General features: G+C 60.0%; 16 protein-coding genes and 1 tRNA gene. 9 read left to right on the forward strand and 8 right to left on the reverse strand.

Annotated elements, in window-relative coordinates:
* The first annotated feature begins 3 nt into the window (after positions 1-3).
* On the forward strand, positions 4-1,296 hold the full coding sequence (locus FKG95_RS15475) for a TRAP transporter large permease (RefSeq protein ID WP_142897299.1): 1,293 nt from the start codon (positions 4-6) through the stop codon (positions 1,294-1,296).
* A 46-nt stretch (positions 1,297-1,342) separates the two neighbouring features.
* On the forward strand, positions 1,343-2,935 hold the full coding sequence (locus FKG95_RS15480; protein ID WP_142897300.1) for an N-acyl-D-amino-acid deacylase family protein: 1,593 nt from the start codon (positions 1,343-1,345) through the stop codon (positions 2,933-2,935).
* Between the two features lie 69 nt (positions 2,936-3,004).
* On the opposite strand, the gene FKG95_RS15485 is transcribed toward FKG95_RS15480, so the two are convergent.
* On the reverse strand, positions 3,005-3,391 hold the full coding sequence (locus tag FKG95_RS15485; protein WP_142897301.1) for a hypothetical protein: 387 nt from the start codon (positions 3,389-3,391) through the stop codon (positions 3,005-3,007).
* A 187-nt stretch (positions 3,392-3,578) separates the two neighbouring features.
* On the opposite strand from FKG95_RS15485, the gene FKG95_RS15490 reads away from it, so the two are divergent.
* Positions 3,579-5,054: a pyridoxal phosphate-dependent decarboxylase family protein gene (locus tag FKG95_RS15490; protein ID WP_142897302.1), complete on the forward strand. Its 1,476-nt coding sequence runs from the start codon at positions 3,579-3,581 to the stop codon at positions 5,052-5,054.
* Between the two features lie 22 nt (positions 5,055-5,076).
* Here the strand turns inward: FKG95_RS15490 and FKG95_RS15495 are convergent, their stop codons facing one another.
* The 4 genes from FKG95_RS15495 to parE all read right to left on the reverse strand — a co-directional run bounded on the left by FKG95_RS15495 (position 5,077) and on the right by parE (position 9,505).
* Complete coding sequence (locus tag FKG95_RS15495) at positions 5,077-5,643, reverse strand: hypothetical protein (protein ID WP_142897303.1); 567 nt, start codon at positions 5,641-5,643, stop codon at positions 5,077-5,079.
* A gap of 104 nt (positions 5,644-5,747) precedes the next feature.
* Complete coding sequence (locus FKG95_RS15500; RefSeq protein ID WP_142897304.1) at positions 5,748-6,509, reverse strand: ABC transporter permease; 762 nt, start codon at positions 6,507-6,509, stop codon at positions 5,748-5,750.
* Positions 6,506-7,432, reverse strand: coding sequence for an ABC transporter ATP-binding protein (locus FKG95_RS15505; RefSeq protein ID WP_142897305.1), 927 nt, complete (start codon positions 7,430-7,432; stop codon positions 6,506-6,508). The genes FKG95_RS15500 and FKG95_RS15505 overlap by 4 nt, the downstream gene beginning before the upstream one ends.
* Positions 7,433-7,513: 81 nt before the next feature.
* Positions 7,514-9,505 (reverse strand): DNA topoisomerase IV subunit B, encoded by a 1,992-nt coding sequence (gene parE, locus FKG95_RS15510; protein ID WP_179954115.1) that lies wholly within the window; start codon positions 9,503-9,505, stop codon positions 7,514-7,516.
* A 94-nt stretch (positions 9,506-9,599) separates the two neighbouring features.
* Between parE and FKG95_RS15515 the strand changes: the two genes are divergently transcribed.
* The 5 genes from FKG95_RS15515 (at position 9,600) to FKG95_RS15530 (ending at position 13,854) form a co-directional block, all read left to right on the forward strand.
* Entirely contained in the window at positions 9,600-10,004 is a 405-nt protein-coding gene (locus tag FKG95_RS15515) for an acyl-CoA thioesterase (RefSeq protein WP_142897307.1), read from the forward strand.
* A gap of 168 nt (positions 10,005-10,172) precedes the next feature.
* Positions 10,173-10,601: a hypothetical protein gene (locus FKG95_RS15520; protein WP_218940215.1), complete on the forward strand. Its 429-nt coding sequence runs from the start codon at positions 10,173-10,175 to the stop codon at positions 10,599-10,601.
* An 809-nt stretch (positions 10,602-11,410) separates the two neighbouring features.
* A complete protein-coding gene (locus FKG95_RS29690) occupies positions 11,411-11,575 on the forward strand; it encodes a hypothetical protein (RefSeq protein WP_179954116.1) in 165 nt (54 codons plus the stop codon).
* A 535-nt stretch (positions 11,576-12,110) separates the two neighbouring features.
* Complete coding sequence (locus tag FKG95_RS15525) at positions 12,111-13,163, forward strand: SGNH/GDSL hydrolase family protein (RefSeq protein WP_179954117.1); 1,053 nt, start codon at positions 12,111-12,113, stop codon at positions 13,161-13,163.
* Between the two features lie 325 nt (positions 13,164-13,488).
* A complete protein-coding gene (locus FKG95_RS15530) occupies positions 13,489-13,854 on the forward strand; it encodes an Hpt domain-containing protein (protein WP_142897309.1) in 366 nt (121 codons plus the stop codon).
* A gap of 120 nt (positions 13,855-13,974) precedes the next feature.
* Here the strand turns inward: FKG95_RS15530 and glnA are convergent, their stop codons facing one another.
* The 3 genes from glnA to FKG95_RS15545 all read right to left on the reverse strand — a co-directional run bounded on the left by glnA (position 13,975) and on the right by FKG95_RS15545 (position 17,291).
* Entirely contained in the window at positions 13,975-15,384 is a 1,410-nt protein-coding gene (glnA, locus tag FKG95_RS15535) for a type I glutamate--ammonia ligase (RefSeq protein WP_142897310.1), read from the reverse strand.
* A 121-nt stretch (positions 15,385-15,505) separates the two neighbouring features.
* Positions 15,506-15,844 (reverse strand): P-II family nitrogen regulator, encoded by a 339-nt coding sequence (locus FKG95_RS15540; protein ID WP_142897311.1) that lies wholly within the window; start codon positions 15,842-15,844, stop codon positions 15,506-15,508.
* A 253-nt stretch (positions 15,845-16,097) separates the two neighbouring features.
* Positions 16,098-17,291: a pyridoxal phosphate-dependent aminotransferase gene (locus FKG95_RS15545; RefSeq protein WP_218940216.1), complete on the reverse strand. Its 1,194-nt coding sequence runs from the start codon at positions 17,289-17,291 to the stop codon at positions 16,098-16,100.
* A gap of 210 nt (positions 17,292-17,501) precedes the next feature.
* On the opposite strand from FKG95_RS15545, the gene FKG95_RS15550 reads away from it, so the two are divergent.
* A tRNA-His gene (locus FKG95_RS15550) sits at positions 17,502-17,578 on the forward strand.
* The last annotated feature ends 14 nt before the right edge of the window (positions 17,579-17,592 follow it).

Below are 17,592 nucleotides of genomic sequence, written 5' to 3' on the forward strand. Positions count from 1 at the left end.
AGCGTGAGTGACCTCCTCCTGATTGCGCTGGTTTTTACCGTCCTTACGGTGATCGGCGTGCCGCTTTTTGCCGCCGTCGGCGTTGCCACGGCCCTGGCATTATTCCTGATCGATATTCCCTACACCTTGCTGGCCCAGACCGGATACACCAGCCTGACACCCTTTCCGATCCTGACCATCCCGCTCTTCGTGCTGGCCGGACGGCTGATGGAAGTGGGCGGGATGGCGAACCGCCTGATCTCCATCGCTACCAACCTGGTCGGCGCCTACCGGGGCAGCCTGGGGCTGGTGACGGTCTTTGCCTGCATGCTCTTTGCGGCGCTCTCGGGATCAGGCCCGGCAACCACGGCGGCCATCGGGTCGGTGACCATCCCGGCCATGAAGCGGGAGGGCTATTCCGTACCCTTCGCCGCGGCGATCGCCGCCTCGGCGGGCGCGCTCGGCAGTGTGATACCACCCAGCAACCTTATGATCATCTACGGCCTGGTGTCCGAAACCTCGATCCCGCGGCTCTTCCTGGCGGGCTTCGTGCCCGGCATCGTGGTTACGGTCTTCCTGCTGATCACCACCTACATCATCGCCCGCAGGAACAATTACGGCGGCAGCGGCGAGCGCTTTTCCTGGCGGCCTTTTCTGACTGCCTTCTGGTCGGGAAAATGGGCCATCGGCGCGCCGGTCATTATCCTGGGCGGCATTTACGGCGGGGCCTTTACGCCGACGGAAGCCGCGGCGGTCGCGGTTTTCTACGCGCTCTTCGTCGGGCTCTTTATCTACCGCGAACTGACGCTGAAAAAGATCATCGAAAGCCTGCGCTTCACCGCGCTGATGGCGGGCCTGCTGGTGCTGCTGACCCCAACCCTGGCCTTCGGTCAGCTCTCGGCTTTCTATGACATTCCGGCGGCGGTGGAGACCGCGATCACGGCTATGACCGACAACGTGGTGCTGGTGCTGATCATCATCGGCATCTTCTACATCATCATCGGCACCTTCATGGAATCCCTGGCGCAGATCATCCTATTCACCGCCGTGTTCCTGCCACTGGTTCAGAGCCTGGGCGTCGATCCGGTGCTCTTCGGGATCTTCACGGTCATGACCTGCGAGATCGGATTCCTGACCCCGCCGTTGGGCGGGAACCTGAACGTGGCCGCGCGCATCTCGGGTATCACCATCGAGCAGGTCTCGGTCGCGGTTCTGCCCTTCATTCTGGCCTACGTCCTGGGACTCCTGTTCCTGATCTTCTGGCCGGAAGCGACGCTTTGGCTGCCCAACATGGTCTACGGCGAAGCGGTCTTCTAAGCGACCTGACAAAGGCGTCACCAACTTTTCAAAAGGATCGAAAGCGATGCTGGATATCATTCTCGAGGGCGGCAGACTCTATGACGGCAGCGGCCGGCCTGGATATGACGCCGATATCGGCATCAAGGCGGATCGTATCGCTGAGATCGGAGACCTGTCGGAGGCCGGCGCAGAGCGCCGGGTTTCCCTGCAGGGCCTGGCCGTGGCGCCCGGCTTCATCGACCTGCACACCCATTCCGACTTTACCCTGGCTGCCAATGGCCGGGCGGAGAGCCAGGTGCATCAGGGCGTGACCACCGAGGTGGTGGGACAGTGCGGGGTCTCCTGCGCGCCGGCCCGCAGCCGCGCCGATGTCGAACTGATGTCGCCGGGGTTTATACCGGGCGCGGTCGAAATCGGCTGGAAGAGCTTTGGCGAGTATCTCGATCATCTGGACGGGATGGCGCTTGGGGTCAATGTTGCCGCCTTCGTCGGTCACGGGACGGTTCATCGTGCGGTGCTGGGCGATGCCCTGCGGCCCGCGGACGAGGACGAACTGGATCTCATGTGCGATCTGCTCGAGACCTCGCTGGAGGAGGGGGCTTACGGCTTCTCCACCGGTCTGGAGTATTGGCCGGGCAGTCTGGCATCGCCCGATCAGCTTGCGCGGCTCTGTTCCGTGGCCGCCAAGAAGGACGTGCTTTACGCGACCCACGTGCGCAACCGGGACGTCTTCTATGACCTGGGGTTCGGCGAGGCGCTCGCCACGGCCAGGGTCTCCGGCGCCCGCCTGCAGATCTCGCACATTCAGCCCAAGTTCGGCGCGCCCGATCACGCGATGGAGCATAGTCTTGAATTGATCGAGAAGGCCCGGAGCCACGGTGTCGATGTGGCCTTCGACGTGATCCCGCACCGCTGGTCCCATACGCGGGTGCTTGCGATCCTGCCGCAGTGGGCGCAGGAAGGCGGGGTCGAGGAGGTCTCGGCGCGCTTGAAGGACGCGGCCTGCCGGGACCGCATCCGCCGCAACCCGCGCCCGATGTGGCGTCTGGTCAGCGCCGGGCAGTGGGACAAGATCGTCCTCATGCAGTCGCAGGAGAACCAGGCGCAGGTCGGCATGAATTTCGCGCAGATCGCGGAACAGCGGGGTCAGGATCCCTACGATGCCGTCTTCGACATGCTGCTTGAGGAAGGCGAGAACATGAACCACCTCATGTGGACCTCTCAGTCCTTTTCCGAAGACGATATCGAACTCGCCCTCACGCAGCCCGAGTGCGCGGTGATCTCCGACACCCTGGCGCTGGCGCCCTACGGCTGTCTGAAGCATCACATCGGCTCGCTCAGCGGCTACGGCTGGGCCGCGCGGTTCCTGCAGCATTACGTGCGCGACCGGGGCGTGATGTCCCTGGAAGAGGGGATCCGGCGCCTGACGGCGGTTCCGGCCGCGCGCCTGGGCGTGAGCGACCGGGGAAGGCTTGCGGTCGGCAACTATGCGGACATTACGGTCTTCGACAGCAGGCAGATCGCCAGCCACTTCGAAATCGCCGAACCGCAACGCTACGCCACCGGCATCGCCCACGTGCTGGTGAATGGCTGCTTTGCCATGCAGGGCGGCACGCGCACGGAAACGGACTCCGGACGGGTGCTTCGGAGCCAGTGATGGGAAACAACGCCATGAGACGATATCCGATCTCGGATGCGCGCTTTACCGCGCGTGCGGCATCATACGCTACGTGAGCTGGTTTTCCTCTTGCAGCGGACCCGCAACCTCGCCTTCAGGAAGCTGATAGCCACAGTCGGCGCACATGCGGGCACGTGGCGTTCTGAAGGGCTTTGAACAGCTCGGACAAGGCCGCCCGTAGAGCGAGAGGGGCAGGGCGTAGATCTGCTCAGGATGTTCGAGCCTGACACCTGTCAGGGCTTCATAAGCGGCGAGCGCTTTTTGTCCCTGCTGATTCTTTTCAAGGGCCTCCGAGATAGAGCAGCCATGCGCGCGCCTGTAGTCTTTGATTGCGCGGATGTAATTGGAGAGATGAGCGCCAATCGGCCGCCATTCCTCGTCCGTCAGCAGAGGCACCTCTCTTCTTAGTCCGTAGCTGTAATGGATGCGTGGCACGTTTGGTCTCTCATCGGGCTTTCGGTGGCAGGTCCAGGCGTTATAATAGAGGCTTGATGACGGCAATGGTTTAAGAAACCTCGGCCAATCGGCTCGCTTGGCGGCACATTCAACGGACGATTCAATCACACCAGAGGCGCGCGCGAGGTCCCTTCGCGGGCAGTTCCTCGATTGCCAGGACTAAAAAATGACCTCTCCTTCGACAGGCCCAGACACGCCCGAGCAATCGCTCGACCCGCAGGACTGGGCGGAGTTCCGCAGGCTCTCTCATGCCATGCTGGATGCGGCGCTGGATCATATGCAGGGCGCCACGGAGCGCCCGGTCTGGAAGCCGGTGCCTGAAGAGGTGAAGACTGCGCTCGCCGGGCCACTGCCGATGGAGGGCCAGGGCACGGCGCAGGTCTGTGAGGATCTGATCCAGCAGGTGCTGCCCTACGCCACCGGTAACACCCATCCGCGTTTCTTCGGTTGGGTCCATGGCGCGGGCACGCCGGGAGGTGTCATCGCCGAGACTATGGCCGCGGCCATGAACGCAAACCTGGGCGGACGCGATCACGGCGCGATCTATGTAGAGCGGCAGGTGATCGACTGGTGCCGTCAGCTCTTTGACTTTCCGGAGACCGCGAGCGGACTGGTGGTGAGCGGGACCTCTGTCGCGACGTTGATCGCCCTGACCGCGGCGCGTCATCAGAAGGCGGGCTATGACGTGCGGCGCGAGGGTATCAGGCCGGAGGAAGGCAGGCTTGTCGGCTACACCTCCGCCGAAGCCCACAGCTGCGTGGCGCGGACCTTCGACATGATGGGGCTGGGCATGGAAGCCCTTCGGAATGTGGCAGTCGATGCCGACTATCGAATGGACATCGGTGCCCTCCGGGCCGCCATCGAGGCAGACCTTGCTGCGGGCTTGAAGCCCTTTTGCGTGACCGGCTCTCCGGCCACGGTGAACAGCGGCGCGATCGACGACCTCGATGCCATCGCCGACGTTTGTCAGGAATACGGTCTCTGGTTTCATGTCGACGGTGCTTTCGGCGCGGTGGCGGCCTTGAGCGAAACCTTCCGGCCCCGGATGAAGGGGATCGCGCGGGCGGATTCCATCGCCTTCGATTTCCACAAGTGGATGCACGTGCAGTACGACGCGGGCTTTGTGCTGATCCGGGACGAAGCGGCGCACCGCGAGGCCTTTACCCTGCGCCCGGAGTATCTGACCGCCGCGCCGCGCGGTCTTGCCGGGGGAAACCCCTGGTTCTGCGAATACGGTCCCGAACTCTCGCGCGGTTTTCGGGCTCTGAAGGTCTGGTTCGCCCTCAAGGAGCACGGCATCAAACGGATCGCGGAAAAGGTCGAGGATAACTGCCGGCAGGCGGCTTATCTCGGCCAACTGGTCCAGGCCCACCCGGATCTTGAGCTTTCGGCACCGGTTGCTTTGAACATCTGCTGCTTTCGTTTTGTCGTGCCGGGATTGGCGGTAGAGGATCTCAATACACTCAATTCCGAGATCGTCATGGACCTGCAGGAGTCCGGTGTCGCCGCGCCCTCGACCACAAAGCTGGGCGGCGTCACCTCGATCAGGGTGAATATCACGAACCACCGCACGACGACGGCGGACATGGACCTGCTGGTGAAGGCCGTGGTGGAGTTGGGGCGGCAGGCGGCCAGGGACTGAGTGTGAGAGCGTTAGCTTCGTATCACGGAACCAGGTGACCGATCATGAGCTTCGTGAAGAGCACGGGCACGAACCACTCCAGCCCGGGCGTCGCGCCGAGCCAGCAGAGAACCAGCCCGATTGCGACCAGATAGAAAATGATTGCGACCGGCAGTTTGAGCCGCCTTGGCGTTGCGAGCACGCTGGCCATCGCGATCAGGAGGCAGGCGGAGAGGGTAAGCGCGTAAGGGACGTCGAAACCTTCACCGCGGAATGCCCAGGCGACAATGGAAATATGCAGGACGTGAAGGGCGACGAACGAGGCCTGCTGCGCGATCGGCATGCCCGGGCGGTGATACCAGCGCTTGGTTGTCTCGGTCACGTTGCAGACGGCGCCGCCGATGACATCGAGGGCGATGATCATACCCAGAATGATAAGCCAGATGCTTGCGCCCTGCGCGGCGAGTGCCCAGGCCGCGAAGACAGCTCCGAAGATACCCGAGCCGATTACCAGCAGATTCTCATCCCGGGGCATACCCGGACCGACCAGGCGGTCCCATGATCCAAGCAGGCCGGACCGGGGCGCAGGAAGGGCGGCGGATGAAGTCATGAACAGCCTCTCGTACAGAACGATGATAAGACTGATTTTACGTTTGTTGGCAGCACCTTAACAATTGCATACACAAGGTTCGGGCTGCGTCAAAGTGCTGCGGCCTAGTCCTTGAGCCGGTACCCGGTCTTGAAGATCCAGCGGATCATGAGCAGGCAGACCACGAGGAACAGCGTGACCATGCCCAGGCTGACCTCTAGGCTGACGTCGGCGATCTCGTAGAAGCTCCAGCGGAAACCGCTGATCAGGTAGACCATGGGGTTGAAGAGGGTCACGGTCTGCCAGAAGGGCGGGAGCATATTGATTGAGTAAAAGCTGCCGCCGAGAAAGGCGAGGGGCGTGATCACCAGCAGAGGCACGACCTGCAGCTTCTCGAAGCTGTCCGCCCAGATGCCGATGATGAAGCCCAGCAGGCTGAAGGTCACGGCGGTCAGCACCAGGAACAGCATCATCCAGAAGGGATGGGCGACATGCAGCGGCACGATCAGACTGGCGGTGCCCAGAATGATCAGGCCCAGGATGATCGATTTGGTCGCCGCAGCCCCGACATAACCCAGCACGATCTCGAAAAAGGTGATCGGCGCCGAAAGGACTTCGTAGATCGTCCCGGTGAAGCGCGGGATGTAGATCCCGAAGGAGGCGTTGGCCACGCTCTGGGTCAGGACCGACAGCATGATCAGGCCCGGTACGATGAAGGTGCCGTAGCTGACCCCATCGACCTCGGTGATGCGCGAGCCGATGGCACCTCCGAAAACGACGAAGTAGAGAACCGTGGAGACCACCGGCGCGACGATGCTCTGCGCGATGGTGCGCCAGGTGCGGTTCATTTCGAAGAGGTAGATAGCCCGGACGGCTCGCAGGTTCATGACGGCCTCTTCACCAGATTGACGAAAATATCCTCGAGCGACGACTGCGAGGTGCTGAGATCCCTGAACTTGATCCCGGCCTGATTGAGATCATTCAACAGGCTCGTGATCCCCGTGCGCTCGGCCTGGGTGTCGTAGGTATAGACCAACTGCGTGCCGTCCGCGGCGAGTTCCAGATCATGGGCCGCGAGCACTGCGGGGATCGAGTCCAGGGCCTGGTGCAGCTCGACGGTCAACTGTTTGGTGCCCAGCTTGCGCATCAGTTCGGTCTTGGTGTCGACCAGAACGATCTCGCCGTTGTTGATCACGCCGATCCGGTCGGCCATCTCCTCGGCTTCTTCGATGTAGTGGGTGGTCAGGATGATGGTGACGCCGGATTCCCGCAGCACCTTGACCACTTCCCACATGTCCTTGCGCAGCTCCACATCGACACCCGCCGTCGGCTCGTCGAGGAAGAGGACCTTGGGTTCGTGAGACAAGGCCTTGGCAATCATCACCCGGCGCTTCATACCGCCAGACAGCGCCATGATCCGACTGTCTTTCTTTTCCCAGAGCGAGAGCTTCCTGAGCAGATCTTCAATGTGTTTCGGATCGGCTTTCTTGCCGAAGAGACCGCGTGAAAAGTTGACCGTGGTCCAGACCGTCTCGAAGGTGTCGGTGGTCAGCTCCTGCGGCACCAGACCGATCATCGAGCGGGTCTTGATGAAGTCGTCGATGATATCGTGACCGCCCACGGAGACGGAACCTTCCGAGGGATTGAGAATTCCGCAGATGATGCCGATCAGCGTGGTTTTGCCCGCGCCGTTGGGGCCGAGCAGGGCGAAGATCTCGCCCTTTTCAATATCCAGATCGACCGCCTTGAGCGCCTGGAAGCCACCGGCATAAGTCTTGGAGAGGTGAGAGACGGAGATGATTGATTCCATCGTTGCCTATCTACCACAATTGTTGAGATAGGCAACCGGGAAGCATCAACAGGGTCAAAGGCGGCTCAGGGCGCAGTCCGGTCACACGTCGATGTCGGAGACGAAGCGGGCGTTTTCCTGGATGAAGTTAAAACGCATTTCCGGCTTCTTGCCCATCAGGCGCTCGACCATATCGGCGGCGTCCTTCTGGCGTTCGCCCATGTCCACTTCCTGGTCCGCCGCATCGGCAATCGTAACCCTCAGAAGAACTCGCTTTTTCGGGTCCATGGTGGTTTCTTTCAACTGCTTCGCCGGCATCTCGCCCAGGCCTTTAAAGCGGCTGACTTCGATCTTGCCACGGCCCTTGAAGTGATTCTCCATCAGCGCGTCTTTGTCGTCGTCATCCATGGCATAGACCGAGTCGCCGCCCTGGGTCAGGCGGTAGAGCGGCGGTTGGGCCAGGAAGAGACAGCCGGATTCGATCAGTCCGGGCATTTCCCGGTAAAAGAAGGTCATGAGCAGAGACGCGATATGCGCGCCGTCGACATCCGCGTCGGTCATGATGATCACGCGCTCGTAGCGCAGCTTATCCAGATCGAACTGACCGCGCAGGCCGCAGCCCAGCGCCTGAGAGATGTCGTTGATCTCCTGATTCGCCTTCATCTTCTCGACGCTGGCGCTGGCTACGTTCAGGATCTTACCGCGCAGGGGCAGGACCGCCTGGGTCTCGCGGGAGCGGGCCTGTTTGGCCGAACCGCCGGCCGAATCGCCCTCGACCAGGAATATTTCGGTGTCGCTGGAGCGGCTGCGTGAACAATCCGCCAGCTTGCCGGGCAGGCGGAGTTTCCGGGTCGCGCTCTTGCGGCTCTGTTCCCGGTCCTGACGCCGCTTCATGCGTTCTTCGGCGCGCTCGATCACCCGTTCCAGCAGAACGCGCGCCCGGTCCGGATGGCCGGAGAGCCAGTGATCGAAGTGGTCGCGGATCTGACCCTCGACCAGCTTGGTGGCCAGGGGTGTTGCCAGCTTTTCCTTGGTCTGGCCCTGAAACTGCGGATCCCGGATAAAGACCGACAAGAGTGCACAGGCACCGCCCAGAACGTCTTCCGCCGTGATGACCGAAGCCTTCTTGTTGCTGATCAACTCGCCGTAGGCTTTCAGCCCGCGCAGCAGGCCGGAACGCAGGCCCGCGTCATGGCTGCCGCCTTCAGGGGTCGGGATGGTGTTGCAGTAAGAGGAGACGAAACCGTTCTCGTCCATGGGCCAGGAGATCGCCCATTCGACCCGTCCTTCGTTACCGGCGAACTTGGCTTCGCCGGCAAAGGGCTCGGGCGTCAGCATGCGCCGGTTCTGAAGACTGGCGGCCAGATAATCCTGCAGGCCGTTCGGGAAGTGGATGACCTGGCTCTGGGGAACGTCGGTGCCCTCGACCAGGGTCGGATGGCAGCTCCAGCGGATTTCCACACCCCGGTAAAGATAGGCTTTCGAGCGCGCCATCTTATGGAGTTGAGCCGGACGGTACTTCGGTGCTTCCCCGAAAATCTCCGTGTCGGGCCGGAACACGATCGTTGTGCCGCGCCGGTTCTGCACGGATCCCATGGCTTCCAGGCCGCCGAGCGGAACACCGCGGCTGTATTCCTGACGGTACAGCGTCCGGTCCCGTGCCACTTCGATGGCCAGCTTATCGGCCAGGGCATTCACCACCGACAGGCCGACACCGTGCAGGCCGCCCGAGGTCGCGTAGGCCTTCTGGGTGAACTTCGCGCCCGAGTGCAGGGTGGTCAGGATGACTTCCAGCGCCGACTTGTCCTTGAATTTGGGGTGCGGGTCGATGGGAATGCCGCGGCCGTTGTCGCGGATCGTCACCTGATTATCGAGACCCAGTTCCAGTTCGATGCGGGTTGCATGACCTGCGACGGCCTCGTCCATGGCGTTGTCCAGAACCTCGGCGACGAGATGATGCATGGCGCGCTCATCGTTGCCTCCGATATACATGCCTGGGCGATGGCGGACGGGCTCGAGACCTTCAAGGACTTCGATATCTTTTGCGGAGTAGTCGCTCGAGTCGGAAGCGACAGACTGGAATAGATCTGACATGGGCGGCATTATACGAAGGCGGGCCGGAGCCGCGCAAGCAGATGATGTAGTCTTTTCTGTGGAAAACTACCAGATTTAGTAAGGATTTACGCCGATGACCCACGAATCGGATGTGTCGCGCGGGGAACCCGCACTGCGCGCGCTCGCAATGCCCGCCGACGCGAACCCCAATGGCGACATTTTCGGCGGCTGGGTGCTCGCGCAGATGGATCTGGCGGGCGCAGTGCCCGCGGCCCGCCGTGCCGGGGGACGGATCGCGACCGTCGCCGTCGATGCCATGCGCTTTCATCGGCCGGTCTTTATCGGCGATCTGGTCAGCTGCTACGCCCGGATCGTGAAAACCGGAACGACGTCCATCTCGGTCCTTGTCGAAACCTATGCCGAACGCCGGCACGACGGTTCCGTGGTGAAGGTTACTGAGGGAACCTATGTCTATGTCGCGATCGACGAAGAAGGACGTCCACGCCCGATACCCGAGGGGTCCCCGCCGGTCGAGTGACATGGCTGGGAAGCGGGTGGTTTTAAGGAATGAAAGTATGTGAGTGGCTTGAGGCTTGTCTGATCGCCGGCTACGACCACATGAGCAGTCTGATGTATTGGAACTGATGCCCTGGAAGGGCAGGGTTTCGCCAAGCCGCGTGATTGAGGGTTGAGGGAGAAAAAGTAGATGCTGTTCGAAAGAGTGAAGGGGAGTGTTTCGCAGGTGTCGAGACGCAAGTGCTTGCGTGCCGTGGCACTCGCCGGGTTTGGAATGAGCCTGATGCTGTTGCAGCCGAACCAGGTTCTGGCCGGCGGTGCCGATGTGGTCGGAGTCGAGGCGGTTCGGGATAATGCCGGCAAATGGCGCTTCAACGTCACGGTCGCTCATGCGGACGAAGGTTGGGACCACTACGCGGATAAATGGGATGTGGTCGCGCCGGACGGCACGGTTTTGGGTACCCGGGTCCTGCACCATCCTCATGAAAATGAGCAGCCTTTCACGCGCTCGCTCAGCGGCGTGGTCATTCCGGAAGACGTGACCGAGGTGACCGTGCGGGCTCATGACAACCAACATGGCTATGAGGGCAAGCCCATGAGTGTGGAGTTGAAGCGTTAAAACCTGAATCCGGATGCTTTAGCTGTTGGGCAGCCTCACGAGTCGGATGCGGCGGTTTTTGCTTTCGGTCAAAGATAAGGCCTGTCGTGTTATCCCGATGCGCAGCTCTTACGGCGTTCGAATACATTAAAGTGCTAACGAATATTAATGCTTCTTAACTAAAAGCTTTAACCCTGTTGCTTTACCTTTACGGGAGTGGTGTTCGCTTATGCGCGCAAAGGGCGTCTTTGCGGCTCATAGCGGAAAAATCCCTGAAATCTGGGGTTTTCTGGTGTCGTAGTGCCTCATTTAGGTCTCAAAATGGTTCCCTTTTTGGCCGTGGTCATCGGCCTGATTGTAGGAAATTGTTTAAAAGAGTTGAATATTTTCGTAACAGAGATTATGTTCCCGTTGCTGCGGCGCACAACGTCTAGAATTTGAGCGCCCGGTGGACCGAAAGCGGCGAGAGCTCTGGTCACATCCGTCAAAGCGAGCAACACAGCTCCCAAGCGCGCCGAAGGCGTGTCGTAGGAGCTTTTTGCGTCTACGCAGGCTTCGGATCCGGTCTTCAATCTCACGGTGTTCATACCGGTGCAGGTTGATAGTAGCACCGGCGGGAAACCGAAGCCGAAGGGTGTCTGCGGTGAGCGTTTGCAGTTTGTAGTGTTGGAGTGAAATCAAAGCAGCGGGTTGTCAAACCTCTGATTTGACTGAGCTCTTAAGTCACAGCATAGGTCGCTGTCGTCGTGTGCCCTGATCAACGTATGATGCAGGCACATCGAAGATTAACGCTAGCGAGCTTCGAAAAAAGTGTCTGGTTGGAGGAAAGAATGAGCGATCAGTCCAATACCAAGCCCGAGTCGGATCGCGTCTACGAGAAAAAGACGCGCAGCTGCCTCAAGTGCCGGGAAAAGTTTCCCAGCGAATGGCCCGGCGAGCGGATTTGCAAGACCTGCAAGTCTTCGACCGCTTGGCGCGAGGGAATTGCCGCCTAAGGTTTGGTCTGCCGGCTGCACAGCCGGTGTAGCGGGCTTCTGGTTCTCGGAAGCCACGTGAAACACGAACGCCACCGCAGTCTGATGATCGCGGTGGCGTTCGTGTTTTTACGTTATGAGGCCCTACGAAAGGCCAAGGTTGGGAACTCCTATTCCTTGGACATCATTGACGTCAGGCTTCACGTCATCGCCAAATTTCTCCCCGCCAAATTTCTCCCCGCCAGCTTTGTTGCTTAAGCGCTGCGGAGGCCGTGGACGAGCCTGAAAAAAGCCAAATACATCTTTAGACTGAAAGTCTATCGCAAAAATAATCAAAAAAGTAAATTAAGCGGTGTTCGCCGCGAGTCTTATTGTAATAGACTGTTGGTCCACAAATAAGCCGCTAAGAAGTTGACTTTGTGGGATTCGTCTATCTGCGTGTGGGGGCTCACGTTGAGATTGGCGTGGCAATGCCGCCAGGGCCGCCACACAGATGCGAGGAACAACATTGGTGCCGGGGCCAGTTGCCTCAGCACGCTAGAAATTGGGGATGGCAATGCGATACCTGTGCTTTTTACGGGGTGTTTCGGCGACTCTTTTCACCCTTCTTCTGTTTGCCGCACCGGCACGTTCGACCACAATCGACTATTCACAGATCTTTATTTTCGGCGATAGTCTGTCGGATTCCGGAAACGTTTCGAACCTGACCGGCGGTTCCTTTCCGCCTGCGCCCGCGTACTACAACGGCCGTTTTTCAAACGGTCCGAACTGGGTCGATCGGTTTAGCGCGTCGCTCGGCCTGAACCCTGTTCTGAGCACAGAACTGGGGCCGTTGCCGCCCTTGGGGCCGGTTCCGCCCTTGCCGACCGATGGCATCAACTTCGCGCTGGGCGGCGCGACGAGCGGCAGCACGACAGTCGCTCACCTCGCCACCGGCGTGCCGGAGTTGTCGACTTTGCCGGGGCTTTCACAGCAAATCAGCACTTTTCAGGCGCTTTATAGCGGCCCCTTTGCGCCTGATCCCGACGCGCTCTTCGTGCTTTGGGTCGGCGGTAATGATTATCTTTTCAACGTGAACGACCCTGCGACGGTTCTGAGTAACATCGGGACGGCCCTCACGACCCTGAGCGGTCTGGGTGCGGAAAACTTCCTGATCGCCAACCTGCCGGATCTGGGCGAAACGCCCTTCGCCGAAATCAACGGTGGCCAGCCCGTCGAGGATGCCTTGAACTTGGTCACTCAAGCCCACAATACGGGCCTGGAAGCACTGCTGGCGAGCCTGGATATCGATTACTCTCTGCTGGATATCAACGCCCTCTTCAAAGAAGCCTTGGCGGATCCGGCCGCGCTCGGCTTCCTTGACCCAGATTCACCGTTTTTGCTGGATTGCATCGAGGCTATGAATTGTCCGCCAGGCGTCACGCCGGACGACTATGTCTATTGGGATGAAATCCATCCGACATCAGCAGCGCATGCTGTCATCGCGGCGACAGCGCTCAACCTGATAGACGTTCCGGAGCCTTCGACGCTGTTTCTGATGTCCGTCGGCCTGCTGGGCCTGGGCTTCGCGGCGCGCCGCCGGAAACACACCACAACAGTCTGCGGCTGATCAAGGGCGCCTGAAACCAGGCGGCGTCCGAACTTTTGGATGGAAGCCGGATAGACACCTACCCTTGAGAGCGGTTCACGCACCCCGGCGTGGGCCGCTCTTTCTTCGTGCAAGACTCATCAGCACACCAACAGACGTTCCAGAACGCTTCGGTTTTCAAATTCCCTTTATCGAAAATTCTCTCTATTGAAAGTTCTCTGCATCGAAAGCAAACCTTAACCTCTGATCAAGGATAGTTCGCCTGCGGTACTTTCCGGGGGAAGCGGAAACGTCAGGGCGACCGCGGTGTTTCCGCCCATAGTTTTACGTCGGCGGAGTACTGAAAATGGATCGCGATGTGAGCGCTATAGAGGCGCAGATCCAGGCGAAATTGCGGGATTCCTTCTTGGCTTCTGCGCAGGAGCGTCTCGATCTGTCCATCAATGCATTTGAAGAGTTTGTTGCCGAGCGGGGCGAAGACGCCCTCGACGCTGTGGCGCGGGCCAATCACGACTTGAAAGGGATGGGCGATTCCTTTGGTTTTCCTTCGATTACATTGATTGCCATGCGGATCGAGGAGGTTCTGAAGTCGTCACCGGCCGGAGAACCCGGCCCTGCCCAGGGTTTGCGCGAGTGTTTCCAGCTGATGAACTCCATCCTCGCGGAAGGGACCGACCCGGGGGTCGAGGCAACCGCGCAGCAGCTTGGGTAACGTACAGTCGCGCCAAGTCCTTTTCTTAGTGCACAAAAGAAAAAAGCCGAGGCGATTGCCTCGGCTTTCTAGTCTGCAGATCAGGCACTCATTGCGAATGCCCGATCCTTCGCGCGGTGATTAGACCGAGTAGTACATTTCGAACTCGACCGGGTGCGGCATGTGCTCGAATTTGTAGACCTCTTCCCACTTGAGTTCGGCGTAGGCTGCGATCTGGTCTTTCGAGAAGACGTCGCCGGCCAGCAGGAAGTCGTGATCGGCTTCCAGAGCTTCCAGAGCTTCACGCAGAGATCCGCAAACAGTCGGGACCTCGGCCAGTTCCTCAGGCGGCAGATCGTAGAGATCCTTGTCCATGGCCTCGCCCGGGTGGATCTTGTTCTTGATGCCGTCCAGGCCGGCCATCAGCATGGCGGAGAAGGCCAGGTAAGGGTTGGCGGTCGGATCCGGGAAGCGGACCTCGACGCGCTTGGCGGCCGGGCTCGCGCCGTAGGGAATCCGGCAGGAAGCCGAACGGTTCCGGGCCGAGTAGGCCAGCAGGACCGGCGCCTCGAAACCTGGGATCAGCCGCTTGAAGCTGTTGGTCGAGGGGTTGGTGAAGGCGTTGAGCGCCTTGGCGTGCTTGATGATACCGCCGATGTAGTAGAGGCAGGTCTCCGAGAGGCCGGCGTAACCGTCGCCAGCGAAAGTCGGCTTGCCTTCTTTCCAGACGGACTGGTGCGTGTGCATGCCCGAACCGTTGTCGCCCGCAACCGGCTTCGGCATGAAAGTTGCCGTCTTGCCGTAGCTGTGCGCCACGTTGTGAACGACATACTTGTACTTCTGCAGTTCGTCCGCTGCCTTGACCAGGGTGTTGAACTTAACGCCGAGTTCATGCTGCGAAGGGGCGACCTCGTGATGGTGCTTTTCGACCGTGATGCCCATCTCGGCCATGACCGTGACCATCTCGGCGCGCAGATCGGTGCCGGAGTCCACGGGAGGAACCGGGAAGTAGCCGCCCTTGACCGCCGGACGGTGACCCATGTTGCCGCCGTCCATATGTTCGCCGGTCATGTAAGGGCCTTCTTCGGAATCGAACGAGAAGAAGGTCTCGTGGGATTCGGTCGCGTAACGGACGTTGTCGAAGACGAAGAACTCGGCTTCCGGTCCGAAGTAGGCGGTGTCACCGATACCCGAGGACTGAACGTAGGCTTCCGCGCGCACGGCGGTCGAACGCGGGTCGCGGCTATAGAGTTCGCCAGTCGAGGGTTCGACGATGTTGCAGAAGAGAATCAGCTGAGGCTGCGCGGCAAAGGGATCCATGACCGCGGTTGAGAGATCGGGCTTCAGGATCATGTCGGATTCGTTGATGGCTTTCCAGCCGGCGATCGACGAGCCGTCGAACATGATGCCGTCGACCAGTTCATCTTCGCCAACAGCTTCATGATACATGGCCAGATGCTGCCACTTTCCGCGGGGATCCGTGAAGCGGTAGTCGATGTATTTCACATCGTTTTCTTTGATCATATCGAGGATTGTTTTCGGGTCAGACATACTCACGATTCCCGTTTGGTTGTTGTTGTTGATAAAACTCTAAAAAGCAGAAACCCGGTTTCTGCCATTACACCCTGTGTGTCCAGGATGGAAAGCCTGCAGCCATCCATCCCCAGCTGCGTCAAACGGCGTCGGGGCCGCGTTCTCCGGTTCGGATCCGAATGGATTCATCGATCGTGCTGACGAAAATCTTGCCGTCGCCGATGCGGCCGGTCTGGGCCGCCTGCTGTATCGCCTCGACAGCGCGTTCGACAAGTCCGTCTTCCAGAACGACCTCCACCTTGACCTTGGGCAGGAAATCGACAACGTACTCAGCGCCGCGGTATAGTTCCGTGTGGCCTTTCTGGCGCCCGAAACCTTTTGCCTCGGTGACGGTGATCCCTTTGATGCCGACTTCGTGCAGGGCTTCCTTCACTTCGTCGAGTTTAAAGGGCTTGATGATCGCTTCGATCTTTTTCATCTCGGGTTACAGGCCTTTCGCTGATTTGCCGGATCTCTTAAGAAAACCTTAAGCCCGCACTAGCACACCGCGTGCCAACTTTGCCGGAAGGGTTGATGTGAGAGATTTGCTTGTGGGAAGCAGAAAATTCTTCTCTATCCATACGCTTAAATGCACAAAAAACAAACAATAAGACCAAAAAATAGGCAAATTTCAGCGCATTTTCTGTGCAGTTAGGGACTTGCGATGGTTTGAGGCCTCGGACGCCGGACCATCACAGGTTCTGGTTCAGCCATCCTTCCATGCGCGCGAGCGCTTCCAGAATGTTCTCGGTCGAGTTGGCGTAGGAGAGGCGGAGGTAGCCCTCACCGTTTCGGCCAAAGCTTGTACCCGCGATCGCGGCCACCCCGGCTTCCTCCAGCAGGGCGGTCTCCAGCTCTTTCGCGGACTTTCCGGTCGCCTGAATGTTGGGAAAGGCATAGAAGGCACCGCCGGGTTCCACGCAGGAGATTTTCGGCAGCTTGTTCAGCCCTTCGACGACGACGCGGCGCCGCGCATCGAAGGCTTCGCGCATTTCGTCGACTGCGTCCTGCGGCCCCTCCAGCGCCGCGATGCCCGCGTATTGCGCCGAGGCATTGACGCAGGAGTGGCTGTTGATTGCCAGGCGGGTCGCCAGGTCGACGAGCTTTTCGGGCCAAACCGCGTAACCCAGGCGCCAGCCGGTCATGGCGTAGGTTTTGCTCCAGCCATCCAGCATGATCAGTCGGTCGCGGATCTCGGGATAGGACAACAGGCTCACATGCTCGCGTCCGTCGTAGAGAAGCTGGCTGTAAATCTCGTCCGAGAGGATGGTGACATGCGGATGGTCGCTCAGGCCCGCCACCAGTTTGTCCATTTCCGCTTTGGGCGTCACGCCGCCGGTCGGGTTTGCCGGACTGTTGAGGATCAGCAGCCGGGTCGCCGGCGTGATCCTGGAGAGCACATCCTGCGCCGAAAAGGAGAAGCCGTTTTCCTCGAGTAGAGGGATCGGGACGGCTTTGGCGCCGCTGAAGTTGATCGCCGACTCATAGATCGGGAACCCGGGGTTAGGGTAGAGGATTTCCGTGCTTGGGTCGCCGAACATCATGATCGCGAAGAACATCGTGACCTTGCCGCCGGGGACCACCACCACATGACCGGGATCGACCTGAAGCCCCAGGCGGCGGTCGATGTCCATGGCGACAGCCTCGCGCAGCTCAGGGATCCCGTTTGCGGGCGTGTAGCCATGATGGCCGTCGCGCAGGGCTTTGATCCCGGCCTCGACAATGTGATCCGGAGTCTGAAAGTCGGGTTGTCCGATACCCAGGTTGATCACCGATTTGCCACTCGCTTCCAGGGCCTTGGCACGTGCCAGAACTTCGAAGGCGCTCTCGGTGCCGAGCCTTTGCATGGCGGCGACGGGGACGGGGGCCGAAACGGACGTAGACATGTTGTACTCCGGGATGACGGGAGGGGGTCGAAACTCGCTCTATTGCGGCGCAGACTACGACCGGGAGCTGACGCTCGACAAGTCCCGCCGTGAGTCCCGCCGCCGGTCTCGCCATAAGTCTCACCATGGTGCTTGACGGCGTCCGGGCGCAGAGTATAAACAACGCCATCCTGCAGCGAACAGTCCTGCTTCTGTCCGCTCCAGGTGATGGTGGCTGTAGCTCAGTTGGTTAGAGCGCCGGTTTGTGGTACCGGAGGTCGCGGGTTCAAGTCCCGTTAGCCACCCCAATATTCCCTGAAAT

It is taken from the genome of Denitrobaculum tricleocarpae, assembly GCF_007004665.1.
Taxonomy (GTDB): Bacteria; Pseudomonadota; Alphaproteobacteria; order Kiloniellales; family Kiloniellaceae; genus Denitrobaculum; species Denitrobaculum tricleocarpae.

Bases quoted from the DNA above. Each gene is read 5' to 3' on its own strand.
- FKG95_RS15480 (WP_142897300.1), top strand. From the start codon at position 1,343: ATGCTGGATATCATTCTCGAGGGCGGCAGACTCTATGACGGCAGCGGC.
- FKG95_RS15490 (WP_142897302.1), top strand. From the start codon at position 3,579: ATGACCTCTCCTTCGACAGGCCCAGACACGCCCGAGCAATCGCTCGAC.
- FKG95_RS15495 (WP_142897303.1), bottom strand. From the start codon at position 5,643: ATGACTTCATCCGCCGCCCTTCCTGCGCCCCGGTCCGGCCTGCTTGGA.
- FKG95_RS15500 (WP_142897304.1), bottom strand. From the start codon at position 6,509: ATGAACCTGCGAGCCGTCCGGGCTATCTACCTCTTCGAAATGAACCGC.
- FKG95_RS15505 (WP_142897305.1), bottom strand. From the start codon at position 7,432: ATGGAATCAATCATCTCCGTCTCTCACCTCTCCAAGACTTATGCCGGT.
- parE (WP_179954115.1), bottom strand. From the start codon at position 9,505: ATGTCAGATCTATTCCAGTCTGTCGCTTCCGACTCGAGCGACTACTCC.
- FKG95_RS15515 (WP_142897307.1), top strand. From the start codon at position 9,600: ATGACCCACGAATCGGATGTGTCGCGCGGGGAACCCGCACTGCGCGCG.
- FKG95_RS15520 (WP_218940215.1), top strand. From the start codon at position 10,173: ATGCTGTTCGAAAGAGTGAAGGGGAGTGTTTCGCAGGTGTCGAGACGC.
- FKG95_RS29690 (WP_179954116.1), top strand. From the start codon at position 11,411: ATGAGCGATCAGTCCAATACCAAGCCCGAGTCGGATCGCGTCTACGAG.
- FKG95_RS15525 (WP_179954117.1), top strand. From the start codon at position 12,111: ATGCGATACCTGTGCTTTTTACGGGGTGTTTCGGCGACTCTTTTCACC.
- FKG95_RS15530 (WP_142897309.1), top strand. From the start codon at position 13,489: ATGGATCGCGATGTGAGCGCTATAGAGGCGCAGATCCAGGCGAAATTG.
- glnA (WP_142897310.1), bottom strand. From the start codon at position 15,384: ATGTCTGACCCGAAAACAATCCTCGATATGATCAAAGAAAACGATGTG.
- FKG95_RS15540 (WP_142897311.1), bottom strand. From the start codon at position 15,844: ATGAAAAAGATCGAAGCGATCATCAAGCCCTTTAAACTCGACGAAGTG.
- FKG95_RS15545 (WP_218940216.1), bottom strand. From the start codon at position 17,291: ATGTCTACGTCCGTTTCGGCCCCCGTCCCCGTCGCCGCCATGCAAAGG.